A 19,039-nucleotide genomic window follows, 5' to 3' on the forward strand; every position below is an offset into this window, starting at 1 on the left:
CGCTCTCCCCCCCCCCCCCTTGCTCTCCCCCCCCCCCCCCCCCCCCCCCCCCCCCACGCTGCGAACAGGAATGCCAGCGGCAGCACCACTGTCTGCAGAACGAACAGTGCAATGAGCTTCACGATCCGCTCGGCCCAGTCGGAGGCGGACTTCAGGATCTGTTCGTAGGTGGCCTTCAGGTCCGGCAGCTTGGGCAGCCAGCGTTCGATGCGGTCGCGCCAGCCTTCCTGCGCGGCCGGTGCCTCTTTCGTTGCATCCACCACGGCGGCGGGCGACTGCTCGATGCCCGACAGCGCGGCCTGGTAGTCGCTGGCCATGAACGTACGGTAGAGACCTTCATTGGCCACCGCGGCAAGCGGTACGGCGAAACGCACCAGCAGCAGGCCGATCAGCGCCGACTGCAGCCAGCGCGGCGAGCTGCCGCGCCGCCAGCGCCATGCGATCCAGGCCAGCGCCACGGCGCAGACCAGGTACGACATCAGATGGTGTGCGCCGATGTTCAGCAGCACCAGCTGGATGCCGAATGACACGCTGGCCGCGAGCATCACCGCCGCGAACTGCTCGATCAGTTCGTTCAGCGGCTTCAGTGCCTGACCCGGCGCGAAACTCACGCCCACGCCGCCCGGCGTGGCATCGACCTGCGTGCCCTGCGCAACCGACACCACTGCCCCGAGCGCGCGTGCTGCAGCGAAGGTGGTCAGTGCGCGCTTCAGTCCGTCGTTGACCTGGGCCCGCGCGGGCGCGTCGATCGGCGCGATCCAGCAGCCGGCGAACACCAGCACGGCGATGAGCAGGAGATAGGCGCGTTGCAGCAGAAGGGGCTTGGGCAGGGGCATGGTCGGTGTGCGATCGGGGCGGAGGATGCGGTCATTCTCCACACGACCCTCGGCACACGGTGCCGATGCCCTTGGGCGGCATCAGGGTCTGTCCACACCATTTCCGGGGGCGCGTTGGTGCCCCAACGCTCCTTGCTGCCCTTCGCGGCCCCGGGGATGGTTTGAACAGTCCCTAGCTTCTGCGCAAACCCGCGGCGCGGGGCTTGCCTGGCGTGCCCGGCAGCAGGTGGTCCAGCGGCAGCGCCGTCTCGGACTTGATCTCGCGCAGCACGATGCTCGAGCGCACGTGGGTCACGCCGGGCAGGCTGAACAGCACCTCGTGCAGGAAGCGCTCGTAGTGCTTCATGTCGGGCACGGTCACGTTGAGGATGTAGTCGGCGGGGCCGGTGGCCGAGACGCAGCGGATGATCTGCGGACTGGCGGCCACGGCCTCCTCGAAGCGCTGCACCATCGTCTCGCTGTGGCGATCGAGGTTCACCTCGGCCACGGCCGAGACGTGCAGGCCGACCAGCTCAGGATCGACCAGCGTGGTGTAGCCGCGGATGACGCCCGCGGCCTCCATGTCCTTGATGCGCTTCCAGCAGGGCGTGGGCGAGAGGCCGACGGCCTCGGAGATCTGCTGCACGGTCTGGCGTCCGTCGTGCTGCAGCGCGGAGAGGATCTTGAGGCAGTGCTCGTCGAGGGAAACGGTGCCGGTGTTCATCGCGGGATCGCAGGATCGCGGGTAGTGGGTGGGGTGCGCGGACCGGATGCCGGTCCGCGCCATCGTCGCGATTCTCCTTGATCGATGCGGCGGGGCAATGTCGTGCTTTGGCCGCTGCAGGGTGCTCGTTCTACGCGTCGGCTGCGCGCGCGAATTCCAGCGGCAGGTCCTTGAACTGCTTCTTCAGCGAAGGCTCCGGCGAGCCGCCGACCACGATGCGAGCGAAGGCATCGAGCGGGCTGAAGAAGGCGGGGCGCAGCGTGCCGAGCTTGCTTTCGTCGATGACCAGGAAGCTCTGCGACGCACTGCGGATGGCCGCCTGCTTCACCGGCACCTCGTGGAAGTTGGAGCAGCTCGCGCCGCGTTCCACGTCGATGCCGCCCGCCGAGATGAAGGCCTTGTTCACGCCCAGCCTGGCGAGGTACTGCAGCCCCTCGTCGGAGAAGAAGGTGGCGGAGGAGGGGTGGTACAGCCCGCCGAGCAGCATCAGCTGCGTGTTCGGGCGGCGGCTGAGCACCTGCGCGATGTTCGTGGAGTAACACACCACGCTCAGCGGCATCTCGGGCGGCAGCGCTTCCGCGAAATGGACCATGGTGGTGCCGCAGTCGATGAACAGGCTGTCGTGCGGCTGCACGAGTTCGGCGGCGCGCTCGCAGGCCAGGCGCTTGTTGGCGGCGTGCTGGTCGCTGGCTTCGTCGAGCGAGTAGCGCTCGGCGCCCGGCAGCGTCGTCGCAAGCACATAGCCGCCGAGTGCGGAGAGCGGAGATTCGGCCGACGCCAGGTCGCGGCGGATCGTCATCTCCGTCACGTCGAGCTGCTGCGCCGCCTGCTTGATCGGCAGCGGGCCGCCGGCCTCGACGAGTTCCTGCATCCTGGCCAGGCGCACGGCCCGGGCTTCGGCTCCGGCGGTTCTTCTCATGTTCGGTTTCCTCAGGTCCACCTGCCGGAGTATCGGGCATCGCATGTGGTTTCAATGTTGTTTGAAAAACATATTGCGCGGATAAATGTTGTTGTAATAACATTTGCGCCAACACGAACACCAAGGCCCGCCGCGATCCGATTCGATGCGACGAGGCTCGGAGACAAAAAGACATGCCCCCTGCCGTCCCGCCGCACCTGCGGCCCTTGCGCGCCACGGCGCCCGCCCATTCATGACTTCCACTTCCCTCGTTCGCCCCAGCGGCGCGGTGCGTTCGCGCCCGGCTTCGCCGACGGCCGCGCCCCGGACGCCCGCCGAGACGCCCGCGCCGACCCACACCGCTGCCGCGCGCAACTCCGCCCAGCCTTTCGATCTCGGCTGGATCGACGGCATCCGCTTCAACCTGTCAGCCGCCGAGCGCCGCGTGGCCACGCTGCCGGGCCGCCGCTCGGTCAAGAAGGACGCGCAGGCCGGCTGGCTGTTGAAGGCCATCACCTGCATCGACCTCACCACGCTCAGCGGCGACGACACCGCCGAACGCGTGAAGCGCCTCTGCGCCAAGGCCGTGACGCCGGTTCGGCCCGACCTGCTGGCCGCACTCGGTTTTGCCGATCGCAAGCTGCACACAGGCGCGGTGTGCGTCTATCACCGCTTCGTCTCCACGGCGGTCGAGGCACTGGCTGGCACCGGCATCCCGGTGGCGGCGGTGTCCACGGGCTTTCCGGCGGGGCTGATCCCGCATGAGCTCAAGCTCAAGGAGATCGAGGCCTCGGTGCGCGACGGCGCTTCGGAGATCGACATCGTCATCACCCGCGAGCACGTGCTCGCCGGCCAGTGGAAGAAGCTCTACGACGAGATGCTCGACTTCCGCCGCGCGGCGGGCGAGGCGCATGTGAAGGCGATCCTTGCGACCGGCGAGCTCAAGACGCTGCGCAACGTCGCGAAGGCCTCGATGGTCTGCATGATGGCCGGCGCCGATTTCATCAAGACCTCCACCGGCAAGGAGGGCGTGAACGCCACGCCGCTGGTCACGCTCGCGATGCTGCGGATGATCCGCCAGTACGAGGCCCGAACCGGCCTGCGCGTGGGCTACAAGCCCGCAGGCGGCGTCTCCACCGCGAAGACCGCGCTCGACTACCAGGTGCTCATGAAGGAGGAGCTGGGCCGCGACTGGCTCGAGCCCGACCTGTTCCGCATCGGCGCCTCCACGCTGCTGGCCGACATCGAGCGCCAGCTGGAGCACCACGTCACCGGCCGCTACTCGGCCTACAACCGCCACCCGATCGGATGAGCAGCCCGATGAGCAACAACAACAGCAGCAGCAACGTCGCACGCTACTTCGACACCATGGACTACGGCCCCGCGCCCGAGAGCGACACCGACGCGCGCGAATGGCTCGCGCGCCATGCCGAAGGCTTCGGCCATTTCATCGACGGGCGATTCACCCCCGCATCCGAAGGCGCGCATTTCGACACGGCCGAGCCGGCCACCGGCCAGCGCCTTGCAGGCATTGCGCAAGGTTCCGCGAAGGACGTGGATGCCGCGGTGGCTGCAGCGCGTGCCGCGCAGCCTGGCTGGTTCGCGCTCGGCGGCCATGGCCGCGCGCGGCATCTGTACGCGCTTGCCCGCATGGTGCAGCGCCATGCGCGCCTGCTGGCGGTGGTCGAGGCACTCGACAACGGCAAGCCGATCCGCGAGACGCGCGACCTCGACGTGCCCCTGGCCGCGCGCCACTTCTATCACCACGCCGGCTGGGCGCAGCTGCAGGAGCGCGAGTTCGCCGACCAGATGCCGTTGGGTGTTGTCGGCCAGATCATCCCGTGGAACTTCCCGCTGCTGATGCTCGCGTGGAAGATCGCGCCCGCGCTCGCGCTGGGCAACACCGTGGTGCTGAAGCCCGCCGAGTTCACGCCGCTGAGCGCACTGCTGTTCGCCGAACTCGCTGCGCAGGCGGGCCTGCCGCGCGGCGTGCTCAACGTGGTGACGGGCGACGGTGCCACCGGCGCTGCGCTGGTCGCGCACGAGGGCGTGGACAAGATCGCATTCACCGGCTCTACGGAAGTGGGGCGGCTCATCCGCACCGCCACGGCGGGCACGGGCAAGTCGCTCACGCTGGAGCTGGGCGGCAAGTCGCCGTTCATCGTGTTCGACGACGCGGACATCGACGCGGCGGTGGAGGGCGTGGTCGATGCGATCTGGTTCAACCAGGGCCAGGTGTGCTGCGCCGGTTCGCGGCTGCTGCTGCAGGAAGGCATCGCCGAAGAGTTCATCGTGCGGCTCAAGCGCCGCATGCAGACCCTGCGCGTGGGCTCGCCGCTGGACAAGGCGGTCGACATGGGCAGCCTGATCGACCCCACGCAGCTGGAGCGCGTGCGCTCGCTCGTGGCCACCGGCGTGCGCGAGGGCGCAAGCTGCTACCAGGCGCCGGGCGCGCTGCCGCCGGGCGGCAGCTTCTTTCCGCCGACGCTGCTGACGGGCGTGCAGCCGGCATCCACCGTCGCGACCGAGGAGATCTTCGGCCCCGTGCTGGTGACGATGACCTTCCGCACGCCCGACGAAGCCGTCGCGCTGGCCAACAACACGCGCTACGGCCTCGCAGCCAGCGTGTGGAGCGAGACCATCGGTCTCGCGCTGGGCATCGCGCCGCAGCTGCAGGCGGGCGTGGTGTGGGTCAACGCGACCAACCTGTTCGACGCGGGGGTGGGCTTCGGCGGTTATCGCGAATCGGGCTACGGCCGCGAGGGCGGAAGGGAGGGCTGCTACGAATACCTGAAGCCGCGCGCCTGGGCGCAGCGCAAGCCGCGCGCTGATGTCGATGCCGTGGCCGTCGTAGCGGCGAACGAAGCGGCAGATGCCAAGGATGAAACTCCGCTCGCATTGCCTGCCATCGACCGCACCGCCAAGCTCTTCATCGGCGGCAAGCAGGTTCGGCCCGACGGCGAACTCTCCAGCAGCGTCTTCGCCGCCAACGGCCAGCGCGCCGGCGAGGTGGGCACGGGCAACCGCAAGGACATCCGCAACGCGGTCGCCGCGGCACGCTCGGCTGCAAGCTGGTCGAGCGCGACGCCGCATCGGCGTGCGCAGGCGCTTTACTACCTCGCGGAGAACCTCTCGGCGCGCGCAGGCGAGTTCGCCGCGCGCATCGCGAGCCTGACCGGCGTTGCAGCGAAGGCCGCGCAGGCAGAGGTCGATGCATCGGTGAGCCGCCTCTTCGCCTACGGTGCCTGGGCCGACAAGTACGAAGGCACGGTGCATGTGCCGCCGCTGCGCGGCGTGGCGCTGGCCACGGTCGAGGCGATCGGCGTGGTGGGCGTGGTGTGCCCCGACGAGGCGCCGCTGCTGTCCTTCGTGAGCCTGCTGGCGCCCAACCTGGCCATGGGCAACCGCACGGTGATCGTGCCGGGCGAGAAGCACGCGCTGGTCGCCACCGACTTCTACCAGGTGCTCGAGACCTCCGACCTGCCGGGCGGCGTCGTCAACATCGTGACCGGCCCGGCCACGAGCCTCGTGCGCACGCTGGCGGAGCACGACGACGTCGACGCGCTCTGGGTCTTCGGTGACAAGGCACTGTCGCGCGATGCCGAGCGGCTGTCGGTCGGCAACCTCAAGCGCACCCTGGTCGACCACGGCCTGGCCACCGACTGGAGCGACCCGGCATCGGGCGAAGGCCCGGCGTTCCTGCGGCACGCCACGCAGGTCAAGAACATCTGGATTCCCTATGGCGAATGAGCGGGCAGCCGTCGTTCCTGTTATCGAAACCGAGGGAAATCCCCGAGAAGCAAACGTTTGCGCAAACGTTTTCTTTATCTAAGATCGCAACCGCGAAAGCCATACCAAATCAGGAGACCGCATGCTGAAGTCCATCCATCCGCTGCTCAACGCCGACGTGCTCTACGCCCTGCGCGCGATGGGTCACGGCGACGAGCTGGTGCTGTGCGACGCCAATTTCCCGGCCGACTCGGTCGCCCGCCAGACCTCGCTGGGCCGGCTGCTGCGCATCGACGGCGTGGGCACCACTGAGGCGGCGCGCGCCATCCTGTCGGTGCTGCCGCTGGACAACGCGGTGGACGATCCCGCGCGGCGCATGGAGATCATGGGCGCGCCCCATGAGATTCCGCCGGTGCAGCAGGAGATGCAGCGAGAGATCGACGCGGCGGAAGGGCGCCCGCGTCCGATGGGCTCCATCGAGCGCTTCGCTTTCTATGAAGCCGCGCGCCGCGCGTACTGCGTGATCGCCACCGGCGAGCGCCGCTTCTACGGCTGCTTCGTGTTCAAGAAGGGCGTGATCGCCCCCGAGGCCTGATCGCGATGAGCGCCGTTTCCTCGCATCAGAACCAGCGTCGGCAGCACGGCGTCGCCGTGCTCGGCATCTTCGTGGCCGACCTCGCCTTCCGCGCGGCCGACCTTCCGGGCGTGGGCCAGACCATCGCAGGCTCCGGCTTCGCGATGGGGCCCGGCGGCAAGGGCTCGAACCAGTCCGTGGCCGCCGCACGCGCCGGGGCGCAGGTGACCTTCATCTCCAAGCTCGGGCAGGACGCCTTCGGCGCCAACGCGCTCGAACTGTGGGCGCAGGAAGGCATCACGCCGCGCGTGCCGCAGGTGACCACGCAGCCGACCGGCGCGGCCTTCATCTACGTGCACGAGGTCACGGGCGACAACGCCATCATCGTGGTGCCCGGCGCCGCGGCGCTCATCGATTCGGCCGACGTCGATGCGGCCGCCGACGCCATCAGCGGTGCGCGCGTGTTCGTCACGCAGCTGGAGCAGCCGGCCGGCGCCGCGCAGCGCGGCCTGGAGCTCGCTCGGGCCGCGGGCACGGTGACGGTGTTCAACCCCGCGCCTGCGCTGCCCTTCGACGATGCGGTGTATGCGCTGTGCGACTACATCACGCCGAACGAGCACGAGGCGGCGGCGCTCAGCGGCATTGCCGTCGAGACCGTCGACGACGCACGGCGCGCAGGCGACTTCTTCCTCTCCAAGGGGGTGGGCTGTGCGCTCATCACGCTCGGCGAGAAGGGCGCGCTGCTGCACAGCGCGAAGGAATCGGTGCACCTGCCCGTGTTCCATGCCGGCGCGGTGAAGGAAACGGCCGGCGCGGGCGATGCCTTCAACGGCGGCTTCGCAGCCGCGCTGGCCGAGGGCGCGTCGCCGCTGGAAGCCGCACGCTTCGGCTCGGCCGTGGCCGCCATCTCCGTGACGCGCGCCGGTACCGCGCCCTCGATGCCCACGCGCGCCGAGGTGGATGCGCTGCTGAACCGCGCGGCGGCCTAAGCCGCAAGCCGCAAAGGAGCCTTTCCGTGAAATTCAGGTTTTCAGACCGCGAGCTCAACTTCCTGGTCGGCATCAACGTCGCGATCCTCGTGGTCGCCACGGTGCTGTCGAAGGGCGACTTCCTCGACGTCTACAACTTCCAGTCGATGGGCGGCCAGCTGCCCGAGCTCGGCCTGCTGGCCATGGGCGTGGCGCTGTCGATGATCTCCGGCAACGGCGGCATCGACCTCTCGGGCGTGGCGCTGGCCAATCTCTCGGGCGTGGTGGCGGCCACGCTGGCGCCGATGCTGGTCGATGCCGATGCGTCGCCGTGGCTCTACACCGGCACCTTCGCCGTGACCGCGCTCGCGGTCGGGCTCGCGGGCGGGCTGCTCAACGGCGTGCTGATCGCGCGTGCAGGCCTCACACCCATCCTGTGCACGCTGGGCACGCAGCTGCTCTACACCGGCTTCGCAGTGGTTCTCACTGGTGGCTCCAGCCTTCGCGTGGGCAATGCGGAGCCGCTCTCGGCCATCGGCAACGAGAACGTGCTGGGCGTGCCCATTCCGTTCGCGATCTTCATCGCGATGCTGCTGGCCGTGGCCTGGCTGCTCAAGCAGAGCCCCTTCGGCATCCGGCTCTTCCTGCTGGGCACCAACGCCAAGGCCGCGCGCTACGCGGGCATTCCGCAGGGGCGCATGCTGATCGCCACCTATGCGCTGTGCGGCGTGCTGGCGGCGGTGGCGGGCGTGATCATCGCTGGCCGCACGGCCAGCGTGAAGTCGGACTACGGCAACTCGTACCTGCTGATCGCCATCCTCATCACCGTGATGGCCGGCGTGCGGCCGCAGGGCGGCTACGGGCGCATGGTGTGCCTGTTCTTCTCGGCCGTGGCGCTGCAGCTGCTGTCGAGCACCTTCAACCTGCTGGGCATTTCCAACTTCTTCCGGGACTGCGCCTGGGGCCTGCTGCTGCTGTTCTTCCTGGCATCGGCACGCCTGAGCCTGGGCGACCTGCGCAGCTTCATCTCCGTTTCGCGCACCAGCGCACCGCCGCATCAGCCCCCTCCTGGCGCGACGCAGAGAACCACCGAGGGCTAGGAGACAAACGAACATGCTGAAGAAAACCAAGATCGCCTGCACCGTGCTGGCACTGGGCACCGTGGCCTTCGCCTCGGCGCTGCATGCGCAGGGCAAGCCGCAGGACATCGTCACCGTGGTGAAGATCACCGGCATCAGCTGGTTCAACCGCATGGAAGTGGGCGTGAAGGAGTTCGGCAGCAGCACGCCAGGCGTGGCCACGCGCCAGATCGGCCCGGCCCAGTCCGACGCCGCGCAGCAGCAGCGGCTGGTGGAAGACCTGGTGGCGAAGAAGGTCGACGCGATCGCAGTGGTGTCGATGGATCCGCCCACGCTGGAGCCGGTGCTCAAGCGCGCGATGGAACGCGGCATCAAGGTCGTCACGCACGAGGCCGACAACCAGAAGAACACCATGGTCGACATCGAGGCCTTCGACAACACGGCCTACGGCGCGCGCATCAACGAGCGCCTGGCCGCCTGCATGGGCCAGCAGGGCAAGTGGACCTCGCTGGTGGGTTCTCTTGGCAGCCAGTCGCAGGTGCAGTGGGCCGACGGTGGTGCGGCCAATGCCAAGAAGTACCCCAAGATGCAGCTGGTCGATGCCAAGAACGAGTCGCTCAACGACGCCGAGAAGGCCTACGGCAAGGCCAAGGAGATGCTGCGCAAGCACCCGGACCTGAAGGGCTTCCAGGGCTCGTCGTCGCTGGACGTGCTGGGCATCGGCCGCGCGGTGGAAGAGGCCGGCCTGCAGGGCAAGATCTGCGTCTTCGGCACGGGCCTGCCGAGCGAGGCGGCCAAGTTCCTCGAATCGGGCGCGGTCGGCGGCATCGCCTTCTGGGACCCGAAGGACGCCGGCCTCGTCATGAACAAGGCGGCCAAGATGCTGCTCGACGGCAAGACCATCACCGACGGCACCGACATGGGCGTGCCCGGCTACAACAAGGTCTCGGTGAAGAAGGGCCCGGGCGCCGGCATCATCGTCACCGGACAGGCCTGGGTCGAGGTCGACAAGCAGAACTACAAGAAGTACTCGTTCTGACGCGACGCACGCCATGACCCTGACCGCGCCTTCCACGCAAGCAAGTCAGCCCGGCGCCCAGAGTGCGGCCGGGCGCCGGGTGTTCCTCGAGGTGCAGGACGTGCACAAGCGCTTCGCGGGCGTGCACGCGCTGCGCGGCATCGACCTCGTCATCGAGGCCGGCGAGATCTACCACCTGCTCGGCGAGAACGGCTGCGGCAAGAGCACGCTGATCAAGATCATCTCGGGCGCGCAGCCGCCGAGCCAGGGACGCATCGTGATCGACGGGCAATCCCACGAATCGCTGTCACCGCTGCAGGCGCTCAGCCTGGGCATCGAGACGGTCTACCAGGACCTGTCCCTGCTGCCGAACATGAGCGTGGCGGAGAACGTCGCGCTCAGCGAGCAGCTCGTCGCCACCGGCGGCAGGCTGGCTCGCCGCTTCGACCGCAAGGCGCTGGCGGCCACGGCCGCGCGGGCTCTGGAGGCGGTGAAGCTGCCGACCGATGCGGCCTTCCTCGCGCGGCGGGTGGACGAGATGCCCATCGCCACGCGGCAGCTCGTGGCCATCGCGCGCGCGGTGGCCACGCGCGCACGCATGGTCATCATGGACGAGCCCACCACCTCGCTCACGCAGAAGGAGGTGGACAACCTCGTTCGCGTGGTGGAGGCGCTGCGCGAGCAGGGCGTGGCCGTGCTCTTCGTGAGCCACAAGCTCGACGAGTGCATGGCCATGGGCGGCCAGGCCATCGTGTTCCGCGACGGCACGAAGGTGGCGCAGGGCCCGATCCGCGATTTCACCAAGGCGCAGATCGCGCACTGGATGACCGGCAAGCACCTCGACGGCGAGCGCTACCGCCACGGCACGCACGGCGGAGACGAGCTGCTGAAGGTGGAGTCGCTCGGGCGCGGTGCGCAGTTCAGCGACGTGAGCTTCACGCTGCGCAAGGGCGAGATCCTCGGCGTGACCGGCCTGCTCGATTCCGGCCGCAACGAACTCGCGCTGGCGCTGGCCGGCGTGCAGGGCGCCGACCGCGGGCGCGTGCTGCTCGATGGCAGGCAGATCGTGCTGAAGACGCCCACCGATGGCATCCGCCAGGGCATCGGCTATGTGCCCGAAGACCGGCTCAGCGAGGGCCTCTTCCTCGACAAGCCGATCCGCGACAACATCGTGACCGCGGTGCTCGACCGGCTGCGTGGGCGCTTCGGCGCGCTCGACGCCAGTCAGTGCCAGGCGCTGGCCGAGCGCACCGTGAGCGACCTGCAGATCGCCACGCCCGACGTCGACCGGCCGGTGCAGTCGCTCTCGGGCGGCAACCAGCAGCGCGTGCTCATCGGTCGCTGGCTGGCCATCGGGCCGCGCGTGCTGATATTGCACGGCCCCACCGTGGGCGTGGACGTGGGCTCCAAGGACACCATCTACCGCATCGTGCAGCGGCTGGCCGAACAGGGCCTGGGCGTGATCCTGGTGAGCGACGACCTGCAGGAGCTGCTGCAGAACTGCGACCGCATCCTGCTGATGCGCAAGGGCCGCATCGCCAACGACTTCGACGCGCAGGGGCTCGCCGAGAGCGACCTCTACCACGCGCTGGTTTCCGACACACCTTCCCCCGCATTCTCATGACGGCTTCCACCATGCAAGCGCAGTCCGCACCGGCCGCGCCGGAATCGGCTCCGCACCCGCCGCAGGCGCGGGTCTCGCTGCGCGCCTGGCTCGCGCAGCGCCCCTCGGTCTTCACGCTCGCGCTGATCGTGCTGGCGAGCCTGGCCGTGGGCGCGATCAACCCGAGCTTCTTCCAGCTGCCGGTGCTGTTCGACATCGTGCGCGCCTGCACGGTGCTGGGCCTGTTCGCACTGGGCGTGCTGATCGTGCTGGCCGCCGGTGGCATCGACGTGTCGTTCGCGGCCATCGCCGCGCTCACGATGTACAGCATCACCAAGCTGGTGCTGAACTACTTCCCGGAAGCGCCCATCGCGCTGCTGCTGGTCGCGGGCGCCGCCAGCGGCGCGCTGCTGGGCGTGATCAACGGGCTGCTGGTGCACTGGCTGAAGGCACCGTCACTCATCGTCACCATCGGCACGCAGTACCTGTACCGCGGCATTCTGCTGACCTTCGTGGGCACCGTGTTCTTCATGAACGTGCCCGCGCCGATGGACGCCTTCGGCAAGCTGGCGCTGTGGCGCTTCGACACGCCGCAGGGCCTGCACGTGGTGCTGCCGGCCACAGTGCTGGTGCTGGTGTTCGCGGCGCTGCTGACCTGGTGGCTGCTGAACCGCACGCTGATCGGCCGGGCCGTCTATGCCATCGGCGGCAGCCTCGCGATCGCGGAGCGGCTGGGCTACAACCTGTGCACGGTGCACGTCTTCGTGTTCGCGTACGCGGGCTTCCTCTCGGGGCTGGCGGGCATCGTGCACGTGTCGAGCACGCGGCTGGCGAACCCCTTCGACCTGGTGGGCAACGAGCTGGACGTGATCGCGGCCGTGATCCTCGGCGGCGCGCGCATCACCGGCGGCAGCGGCACCGTGGGCGGCACGCTGCTGGGCGTGGTGCTGGTCACGCTGATCAACAACGTGCTGATCCTCGCGGGCGTTCCGAGCACCTGGCAGAAGGTGATCATCGGCGCCTTCATCCTGGTGGCCGGCGGCTTCTTCGCGATGCGCTCGCGCGACTGACCCTGCGGCGATGCGGCCGGTTGCCACGCTTGCGCACCGTCGCCACGAGGCCCTGTGGATCGCAATCGAATGTCCGACGCCAATGCCACTGTTCTCTGCGAGGAGCCGAGCCGGTTCGCGGGACGAGGCTTCGGCTCCGGCAGCTGCCTCCACGACCACGAACTGCACCTGATCGGGAGCGCCGCGGCGTGCCTGCGCGTCGGCAGCGGTGCGAGCGAGGAGACGCACACGCTCGCGCCCGGCGCGGTCTTGCTGCTCGGGCCCTTGCTGCCGCGCACGCTGAGGCCGGCGTATCGCGCGGAGCCGGACGACGGCCTTGTCCTGCGTTTCAGCGACGAGCCGCTGCGCCGAGGCGCGGTGATCTTTCCGGAGCTGTCGGACGTCGGGCCGCTTCTCTCGCGCGCCCGACAGGGCGTGCATTTCGTCGGCCTGGGAGCCGAGACCCTCTCCAGGCTGCGGCGCCTTTCGACACTGCACGGACTGGCGCGATTCTCGGCATTCACCGCCGTGCTGAACGAGCTCGCGCAGTGGACCGACTACCGGCTGCTGGCCCGAACCCTCGTGCACGCCGATGCGGCGGGGCCGGGCCGCGCGATGCACGTGCAGAAGGCGCTGGATCACATCCGGGACAACTATGCGCATCCGCTGTCGCTCTCGGAGGTCAGCGCCCTCGTGGGCACGAGCAGGACCGCGCTCTCGCGCAGCTTCCGCCGCGCGACCGGCAAGACCTTCACCGACTTCATCATCGGCCTGCGCCTCGCGAAGGCCTGCCGGCTGCTGACCTCCACGCGCCAGCACGTGAGCAGCATCTGCTACGAGGTGGGCTTCAACAACCTCTCGAACTTCAACCGCCACTTCCGGCGCCTGGAGGGCATGACGCCGGGCGAGTTCCGGGCCCGGCACGCAGGCGCTGGAAGATGAGGCAGCGCCGGAAGACGAGTGTTTTCTCTGGATCGGAAGAAAAGAAAAAGAAAATCATCTTTTCCGATCGATTCGAAGTGGAATCTTCTCGAAACAAGGGTCTGCGCTAGTGCATTGAAGAAGCACTTACCTGCGCCGCGGCAGAACAATCCCGGGCATGAATGCCCCACTCGATGCCACCGCGATCAGACGGCCCGGCTACCAACTCTCCGACAACATCTGGGCCGAATCCGGCTCGGTTTTCCTGACCGGCACGCAGGCGCTGATCCGCGTGCTCGTGATGCAGGGCCGGCGCGATGCGCAGCGCGGCCTGCACACCCAGGGCTTCATCAGCGGCTACCGCGGTTCGCCGCTGGGCATGGTGGACCAGGCGATCTGGAAGGCCGGCGAGCGCTTCAAGCAGACGGGCATCCGCTTCGTGCCGGCCGTCAACGAGGAACTCGCGGCCACGCAGGTGCTGGGCACGCAGCGCGTGGAATCGGACCCGGAGCGCACCGTCGATGGCGTCTTCGCCATGTGGTACGGCAAGGGCCCGGGCGTGGACCGGGCAGGCGATGCGCTCAAGCACGGCAACGCCTACGGCTCCTCGCCCCACGGCGGCGTGCTGGTGGTGGCTGGCGACGACCACGGCTGCGTGTCGTCGTCGATGCCGCACCAGAGCGATCACGCCTTCATGGCCTGGCGCATGCCCATCCTGCAGCCCTCCAGCGTGGCCGAGTATCTGGAGTTCGGCCTGTACGGCTACGAGCTCTCGCGCTATTCGGGCGCATGGGTCGGCATGGCGGCGCTGTCCGAGGTGGTGGAGAGCGCTGGCACCGTGGACCTCGACGCGATCAACGCCCGTGTCGACGCATGGGAAGACGCCGACGCGGTGAGCGCCGCCACCGGCCACCGCCCGCCGCCCGATGGCCTGCACTACCGCTGGCCCGACCTGCCGTCGCTGCGCATCGAGTCGCGCCTGGAAGACAAGCTCGCGGCGGTGGCCGCATTCACCCGGCGCAACAGCATCGACCGCCACGTGATCGTCAGCGAGCACGCCAAGGTCGGCATCGTCACCTGCGGCAAGGCGCACCACGATTTGATGGAAGTGCTGCGCCGGCTCGAGCTTTCGCCGGAGCAGCTGGCCCGCGCAGGCGTGCGGCTCTACAAGATCGGCCTGAGCTTTCCGGTGGAGCAGACGCGCATCAAGACCTTCGCGCAGGGGCTGGAAGAGATTCTCATCGTCGAGGAGAAGGGCGCGGTGGTCGAGACGCAGCTGCGCGACATCTTCTACAACGCGCCCCCCGAAGCGCGCCCCGTGCTCGTGGGCAAGCACGACCGCGAAGGCCAGCCGCTGGTGTCGGCGCTGGGCGAGCTGCGGCCATCGCGGCTCATCGAGCTGGTCGCGCACTGGCTGGCCGTTCACTTCCCCGAGAACCACGACCTGGGCGACCACCTGCAGCACGTGCGCGACTTCACGCCGCCCGAGCTGCTGGCCAACGCGAGCGACGCTGTCAAGCGCCTGCCGTACTTCTGCGCCGGCTGCCCGCACAACACCAGCACCAAGGTGCCCGAGGGATCGACGGCGCGCGCCGGCATCGGCTGCCACTTCATGGCGAACTGGATGGACCGCAGCACCGCGGGCCTCATCCAGATGGGCGGAGAGGGCGTGGACTGGATCTCGCACGCCATGTTCACCAGGACGCCGCACGTCTTCCAGAACCTGGGCGACGGCACGTACTACCACTCGGGCTACCTCGCGATTCGCCAGGCGGTGGCGGCCAAGGCCACGCTCACCTACAAGATCCTCTTCAACGACGCGGTCGCGATGACCGGCGGGCAGCCGGTCGACGGCGTCATCAGCGTGGATGCGATCGCGCGGCAGGTCGAATCGGAAGGGGTGAGCAAGGTGGTGGTGGTGAGCGATGCCATCGGCAAGTACGACGCCATCAAGGACCGCTTTCCCAGCGGCACCGAGTTCCACGACCGTGCCGCGCTCGACGACGTGCAGCGCCGGCTGCGCGAGATGGCGGGCGTGACGGTGCTCATCTACGAACAGACCTGCGCCGCCGAGAAGCGCCGCCGCCGCAAGAAGGGCGAACTTGCCGATCCGCCCAAGCGCCTGTTCATCAACGAGGCCGTGTGCGAAGGCTGCGGCGACTGCACCGTGCAGAGCAACTGCGTGGCCGTGCTGCCGCACGAGACGCCCATGGGCCGCAAGCGCAAGATCGACCAGACCAGCTGCAACAAGGACTACTCCTGCGCCAAGGGCTTCTGCCCCAGCTTCGTGGGCGTGACGGGCGGCAGCCTGCGCCGCAAGAGCGGGGCGCTCGCGGCGGGCCGCGATGCCTTCCTGCACCGCGTGGCCGCGCTGCCGCATCCGGCCGAACATGCATGGACCGGCCCGTACGACCTGCTCGTGACCGGCGTCGGCGGTACCGGCGTGGTGACCGTGGGTGCGGTGATCGCCATGGCCGCGCACCTCGAAGGCAAGGCCGCGAGCGTGCTCGACTTCATGGGCTTCGCGCAGAAGGGCGGCTCGGTGCTGAGCTTCGTGCGGCTGGCCGACTCGCGTGATCGCCTGCACCAGGTGCGCATCGACACGCAGCAGGCCGACGCCATCCTCGCCTGCGACGTGGTGGTGGGCGCATCGGCCGACGCGCTGCAGACCGTGCGCCACGGTCGCACCCGGGTGCTCGCGAACGTGCACGAGATTCCGGTGACCGAGTCGCTGCGCAACCCCGATGCGGACCTGCACGTCGACCTGCTGCTGGAGAAGATGCGCTTCGTGGCCGGCGAGGAGCAGGTCGAGACCTTCGACGCGCAGAGTCTGGCGGAAGAGTTCCTCGGCGACACGCTGGCAGCCAACATCGTCGCGGCCGGCTATGCATGGCAGCGCGGGCTGGTGCCGCTTAGCCTGGAGGCGCTGATGCATGCGATCGAGCTCAATGGCGTGGCGGTGGCCGCGAACCAGTCGGCCTTCTCGCTGGGGCGGCTCGCGGCCGGCAACCCCGAGGCGCTGGACGCGCTGCGCGCGGCGCCTGCCGATGCGCAGGCTTCTTCCGTCGACGAGCGACCGCTCGACGTGCTGATCGGCGAGGCGCGCCGGCATCTCACCGGCTATCAGAACGCCACATGGGCGGACCGCTTCGAGGCGCGCATCCGCAGCCTGCGCGAGCGCGAGGCCGCGTTGCAGGGCGGCGACCCGAGCCTGCCCTTCACGCGCAACGCGGCGCGCAGCCTGCTGAAGCTCATGAGCTACAAGGACGAGTACGAAGTGGCGCGGCTCTACACCGACGGCGCCTTCCTGCAGAAGCTCAACGAGCAGTTCGAGGGCGACCTGAAGCTCGAATTCCACATGGCCCCGCCGGTGCTCTCGCGCGGCGCGCACGGCAAGGCGCCTGCCAAGATCCGCATCGGAGGCTGGTTGCTGCCCGCATTGCGCTGGCTGGCGCATGGCAAGCGGCTGCGCGGTACGGCGTTCGATATCTTCGGCCGCACCGCGGAGCGGCGCATGGAGCGCCAACTCATTTCGCACTTCGACGGCCTGCTCGAAGCGATGGCGGGTGAACTCTCGGCGGGCAACCAGGCGACGGCTGCGCGCATCGCGGCGCTGCCGCTGTCGATCCGCGGCTTCGGCCACGTCAAGCTCGCGAACTTCGAGGCCGCGAAGATGCAGGAGGCCGAGCTGCTGCACCGCTTCGCGCCGGCGCGCTATCCGAAGCCGCAGAGGGAACCGTCCGCGGGGCAGATCAGGGGGATCGCGATCGTGGCCGGCGCACGCTGAGCCCCGGGGCTCAGCCCACCGCCTTGATGAGCTTGTCGCGCCCTGCCTTCGCGAGCATGGAGGCGACGGCGCACGAGGCGAGCCGGGCCGGTTCGGAGTCGGCCCGGCTCGTGAGGATCACCGGCACCTTCGTGCCCAGCACGATGCCCGCCGCATAAGCGCCGCCGAGGAAGGTCAGGCTCTTCGCGAGCATGTTGCCCGCGTCGAGGTCGGGCACGATGAGCACGTTGGCGCGACCCGCCACCGGCGAGACGATGCCCTTGATGCGCGCGGCCTCGGCGTCGATGGCGTTGTCCATCGCGAGCGGGCCGTCGAGCACCGCGCCGGTGATCTGGCCGCGATCGGCCATCTTGCACAGCACCGCGGCGTCGAGTGTGGAAGGCACCTTGGCGTTGACCGTCTCCGTCGCGGAAAGAATCGCGACGCGCACTGCCGGCATGTGCAGCGCGTGCGCAAGATCGATCGCGTTCTGCACGATGTCGGCCTTCTCCTCGAGCGTGGGCGCGATGTTGATGGCCGCGTCGGAAATGATCAGCGGCTGCGCGTGGCCCGGGATGTCCATCACGAAGCAATGGCTGATGCGACGCGAGGTGCGCAGGCCGCCTTCACGGCGCACGACGGCACCCATCAGTTCGTCGGTGTGCAGGCTGCCCTTCATCAGAGCATCGACCTCGCCGCGCAGCGCCATGGCCACAGCCGCATCGGCCGCGGCATGGCTGTGAGGCGCCGCGACGATCTCGATCCTGGACAGATCGATGCCCGCCTCTTGCGCGGCTGCCTCGATCTTCGCGCGCGGGCCCACGAGCGTCGGCACGATCAGGCCCAGCGACGCCGATGCCAGTGCAGCTTCCAGCGATGCGGCGTTGGCGGGATGCACTACCGCGACCCGCAGCGAGGGCAGGCCGCGCGCGGCGGCGATCAGGCGGTCGTAGTGCGGGTGGGCAGCGGATGTGGAAGAGGCCATTGGGGTTCCTGAGGGATGGGGCGGTCCGGGGGGACGGTTCGCCCGCAACAGTACAGGATGTGTCCCCCGGAACCAACGGCGCAGCGGCGGTCTGTTTCATGCCGCCGGCGTCACATGCGCTTGTTTCACATCTCGCGGTTGGCGATAGGTGACGGAGTCGATCGCCTCGACGCCGGTCCCGGGTAGTTCTTTTTACGCATGTCGTTTGGCACTGGCCGCGCCGGGAGGCGTCGATTAAGGTGCGGGCGCTGAAGCCTCGTGCTTGAAAAAGGCTGCCGCCGCTGTGTCACCGGTGCCGGCACCGCCTGGATGTGATTCGTTGCCGTCCTCCAGCAGGGAGGGCGGCTGGTTCCAATGTGCCCCGTTCGGGCACGCAATTTCCGAGGGAGTTGATCTCATGGCAGTAGACATGTTCATGCGCGTCGAAGGCGCGAACGGCGAATCGAAGGATTCGAACCACAAGGAGTGGACCGACATCAAGTCGTTCGCCTGGGGCGCCACGCAGCCCGGCAACATGGTCAGCGGCGGTGGAGGCGGTGTCGGCAAGGCCAGCTTCAACGACCTGCAGGTGCTGGCGCGCATCGACAAGGCGGCGCCCTCAGTGTTGAAGAACTGCGCGAGCGGCAAGCACCTGGGCAAGGTGGAAGTGTCGGTGTGCAAGGCCGGCGGCTCGCAGATCGAATACACGCGCGTGACGCTCGAGGAAGTGCTGGTCACCTCGGTGCAGTACACGGCCGAGCAGGGCTCCGATGCGGTGTTCGTGCAGTACTCGTTCCAGGCTGCGAAGGTGAAGCAGCAGTACTGGGAGCAGACCGACAAGGGCGGCAAGGGCGCCGAGACGGTGCTGGGCTGGAACATCAAGGAAAACAAGGAAGCCTGAGCTCTCTTTTGCCCGGCCGGTTTGCCGCTC

Annotated in this window: 15 protein-coding genes; 11 read left to right on the forward strand and 4 right to left on the reverse strand. The window is 68.7% G+C overall.

Annotation, left to right across the window (positions count from 1 at the left end; genetic code table 11):
• From ACTJLF_RS30685 to ACTJLF_RS30695, 3 genes are all read right to left on the reverse strand, one after another.
• Positions 1–836, reverse strand: an 836-nt coding sequence (locus tag ACTJLF_RS30685) for a hypothetical protein (RefSeq protein ID WP_440884556.1), incomplete at its 3' end; no start/stop codon positions are given.
• A 172-nt stretch (positions 837–1,008) separates the two neighbouring features.
• Positions 1,009–1,539 (reverse strand): Lrp/AsnC family transcriptional regulator, encoded by a 531-nt coding sequence (locus ACTJLF_RS30690; RefSeq protein ID WP_019658215.1) that lies wholly within the window; start codon positions 1,537–1,539, stop codon positions 1,009–1,011.
• A gap of 130 nt (positions 1,540–1,669) precedes the next feature.
• Entirely contained in the window at positions 1,670–2,458 is a 789-nt protein-coding gene (locus ACTJLF_RS30695) for a DeoR/GlpR family DNA-binding transcription regulator (protein WP_354328094.1), read from the reverse strand.
• Positions 2,459–2,690: 232 nt separating this feature from the next.
• On the opposite strand from ACTJLF_RS30695, the gene deoC reads away from it, so the two are divergent.
• The 10 genes from deoC to ACTJLF_RS30745 all read left to right on the forward strand — a co-directional run bounded on the left by deoC (position 2,691) and on the right by ACTJLF_RS30745 (position 17,165).
• Complete coding sequence (gene deoC, locus ACTJLF_RS30700; RefSeq protein ID WP_440884557.1) at positions 2,691–3,749, forward strand: deoxyribose-phosphate aldolase; 1,059 nt, start codon at positions 2,691–2,693, stop codon at positions 3,747–3,749.
• A gap of 8 nt (positions 3,750–3,757) precedes the next feature.
• The gene (locus ACTJLF_RS30705; protein ID WP_440884558.1) at positions 3,758–6,187 is read left to right on the forward strand and encodes an aldehyde dehydrogenase family protein; all 2,430 of its coding nucleotides are present in this window, start codon (positions 3,758–3,760) and stop codon (positions 6,185–6,187) included.
• Positions 6,188–6,308: 121 nt separating this feature from the next.
• Positions 6,309–6,761 carry an RbsD/FucU family protein gene (locus tag ACTJLF_RS30710; protein ID WP_019658219.1) on the forward strand — a complete coding sequence of 151 codons (453 nt, stop codon included), beginning with the start codon at positions 6,309–6,311 and terminating at the stop codon, positions 6,759–6,761.
• Between the two features lie 5 nt (positions 6,762–6,766).
• Positions 6,767–7,729, forward strand: a complete 963-nt coding sequence (locus tag ACTJLF_RS30715; RefSeq protein WP_132756318.1) for a ribokinase — start codon at positions 6,767–6,769, stop codon at positions 7,727–7,729.
• A 26-nt stretch (positions 7,730–7,755) separates the two neighbouring features.
• On the forward strand, positions 7,756–8,808 hold the full coding sequence (locus ACTJLF_RS30720; RefSeq protein WP_019658221.1) for an ABC transporter permease: 1,053 nt from the start codon (positions 7,756–7,758) through the stop codon (positions 8,806–8,808).
• A 13-nt stretch (positions 8,809–8,821) separates the two neighbouring features.
• Complete coding sequence (locus ACTJLF_RS30725; RefSeq protein ID WP_019658222.1) at positions 8,822–9,826, forward strand: substrate-binding domain-containing protein; 1,005 nt, start codon at positions 8,822–8,824, stop codon at positions 9,824–9,826.
• A gap of 13 nt (positions 9,827–9,839) precedes the next feature.
• Positions 9,840–11,429, forward strand: a complete 1,590-nt coding sequence (locus ACTJLF_RS30730; RefSeq protein ID WP_019658223.1) for a sugar ABC transporter ATP-binding protein — start codon at positions 9,840–9,842, stop codon at positions 11,427–11,429.
• Positions 11,426–12,478, forward strand: coding sequence for an ABC transporter permease (locus ACTJLF_RS30735; protein WP_440884559.1), 1,053 nt, complete (start codon positions 11,426–11,428; stop codon positions 12,476–12,478). The genes ACTJLF_RS30730 and ACTJLF_RS30735 overlap by 4 nt, the downstream gene beginning before the upstream one ends.
• Positions 12,479–12,547: 69 nt before the next feature.
• Positions 12,548–13,399 (forward strand): helix-turn-helix domain-containing protein, encoded by an 852-nt coding sequence (locus ACTJLF_RS30740; protein ID WP_440884560.1) that lies wholly within the window; start codon positions 12,548–12,550, stop codon positions 13,397–13,399.
• 157 nt (positions 13,400–13,556) lie between these two features.
• Positions 13,557–17,165 (forward strand): indolepyruvate ferredoxin oxidoreductase family protein, encoded by a 3,609-nt coding sequence (locus tag ACTJLF_RS30745; protein WP_440884561.1) that lies wholly within the window; start codon positions 13,557–13,559, stop codon positions 17,163–17,165.
• 10 nt (positions 17,166–17,175) lie between these two features.
• Here ACTJLF_RS30745 and ACTJLF_RS30750 read toward each other — a convergent pair whose 3' ends face one another.
• Positions 17,176–18,129: a phosphate acetyltransferase gene (locus ACTJLF_RS30750; protein WP_440884562.1), complete on the reverse strand. Its 954-nt coding sequence runs from the start codon at positions 18,127–18,129 to the stop codon at positions 17,176–17,178.
• Positions 18,130–18,526: 397 nt separating this feature from the next.
• Between ACTJLF_RS30750 and ACTJLF_RS30755 the strand changes: the two genes are divergently transcribed.
• Positions 18,527–19,009 (forward strand): Hcp family type VI secretion system effector, encoded by a 483-nt coding sequence (locus ACTJLF_RS30755; protein WP_019658228.1) that lies wholly within the window; start codon positions 18,527–18,529, stop codon positions 19,007–19,009.
• The last annotated feature ends 30 nt before the right edge of the window (positions 19,010–19,039 follow it).

The organism is Variovorax sp. 22077 (genome assembly GCF_052044195.1).
In the GTDB taxonomy this organism is placed as follows: Bacteria; Pseudomonadota; Gammaproteobacteria; order Burkholderiales; family Burkholderiaceae_C; genus Variovorax; species Variovorax atrisoli.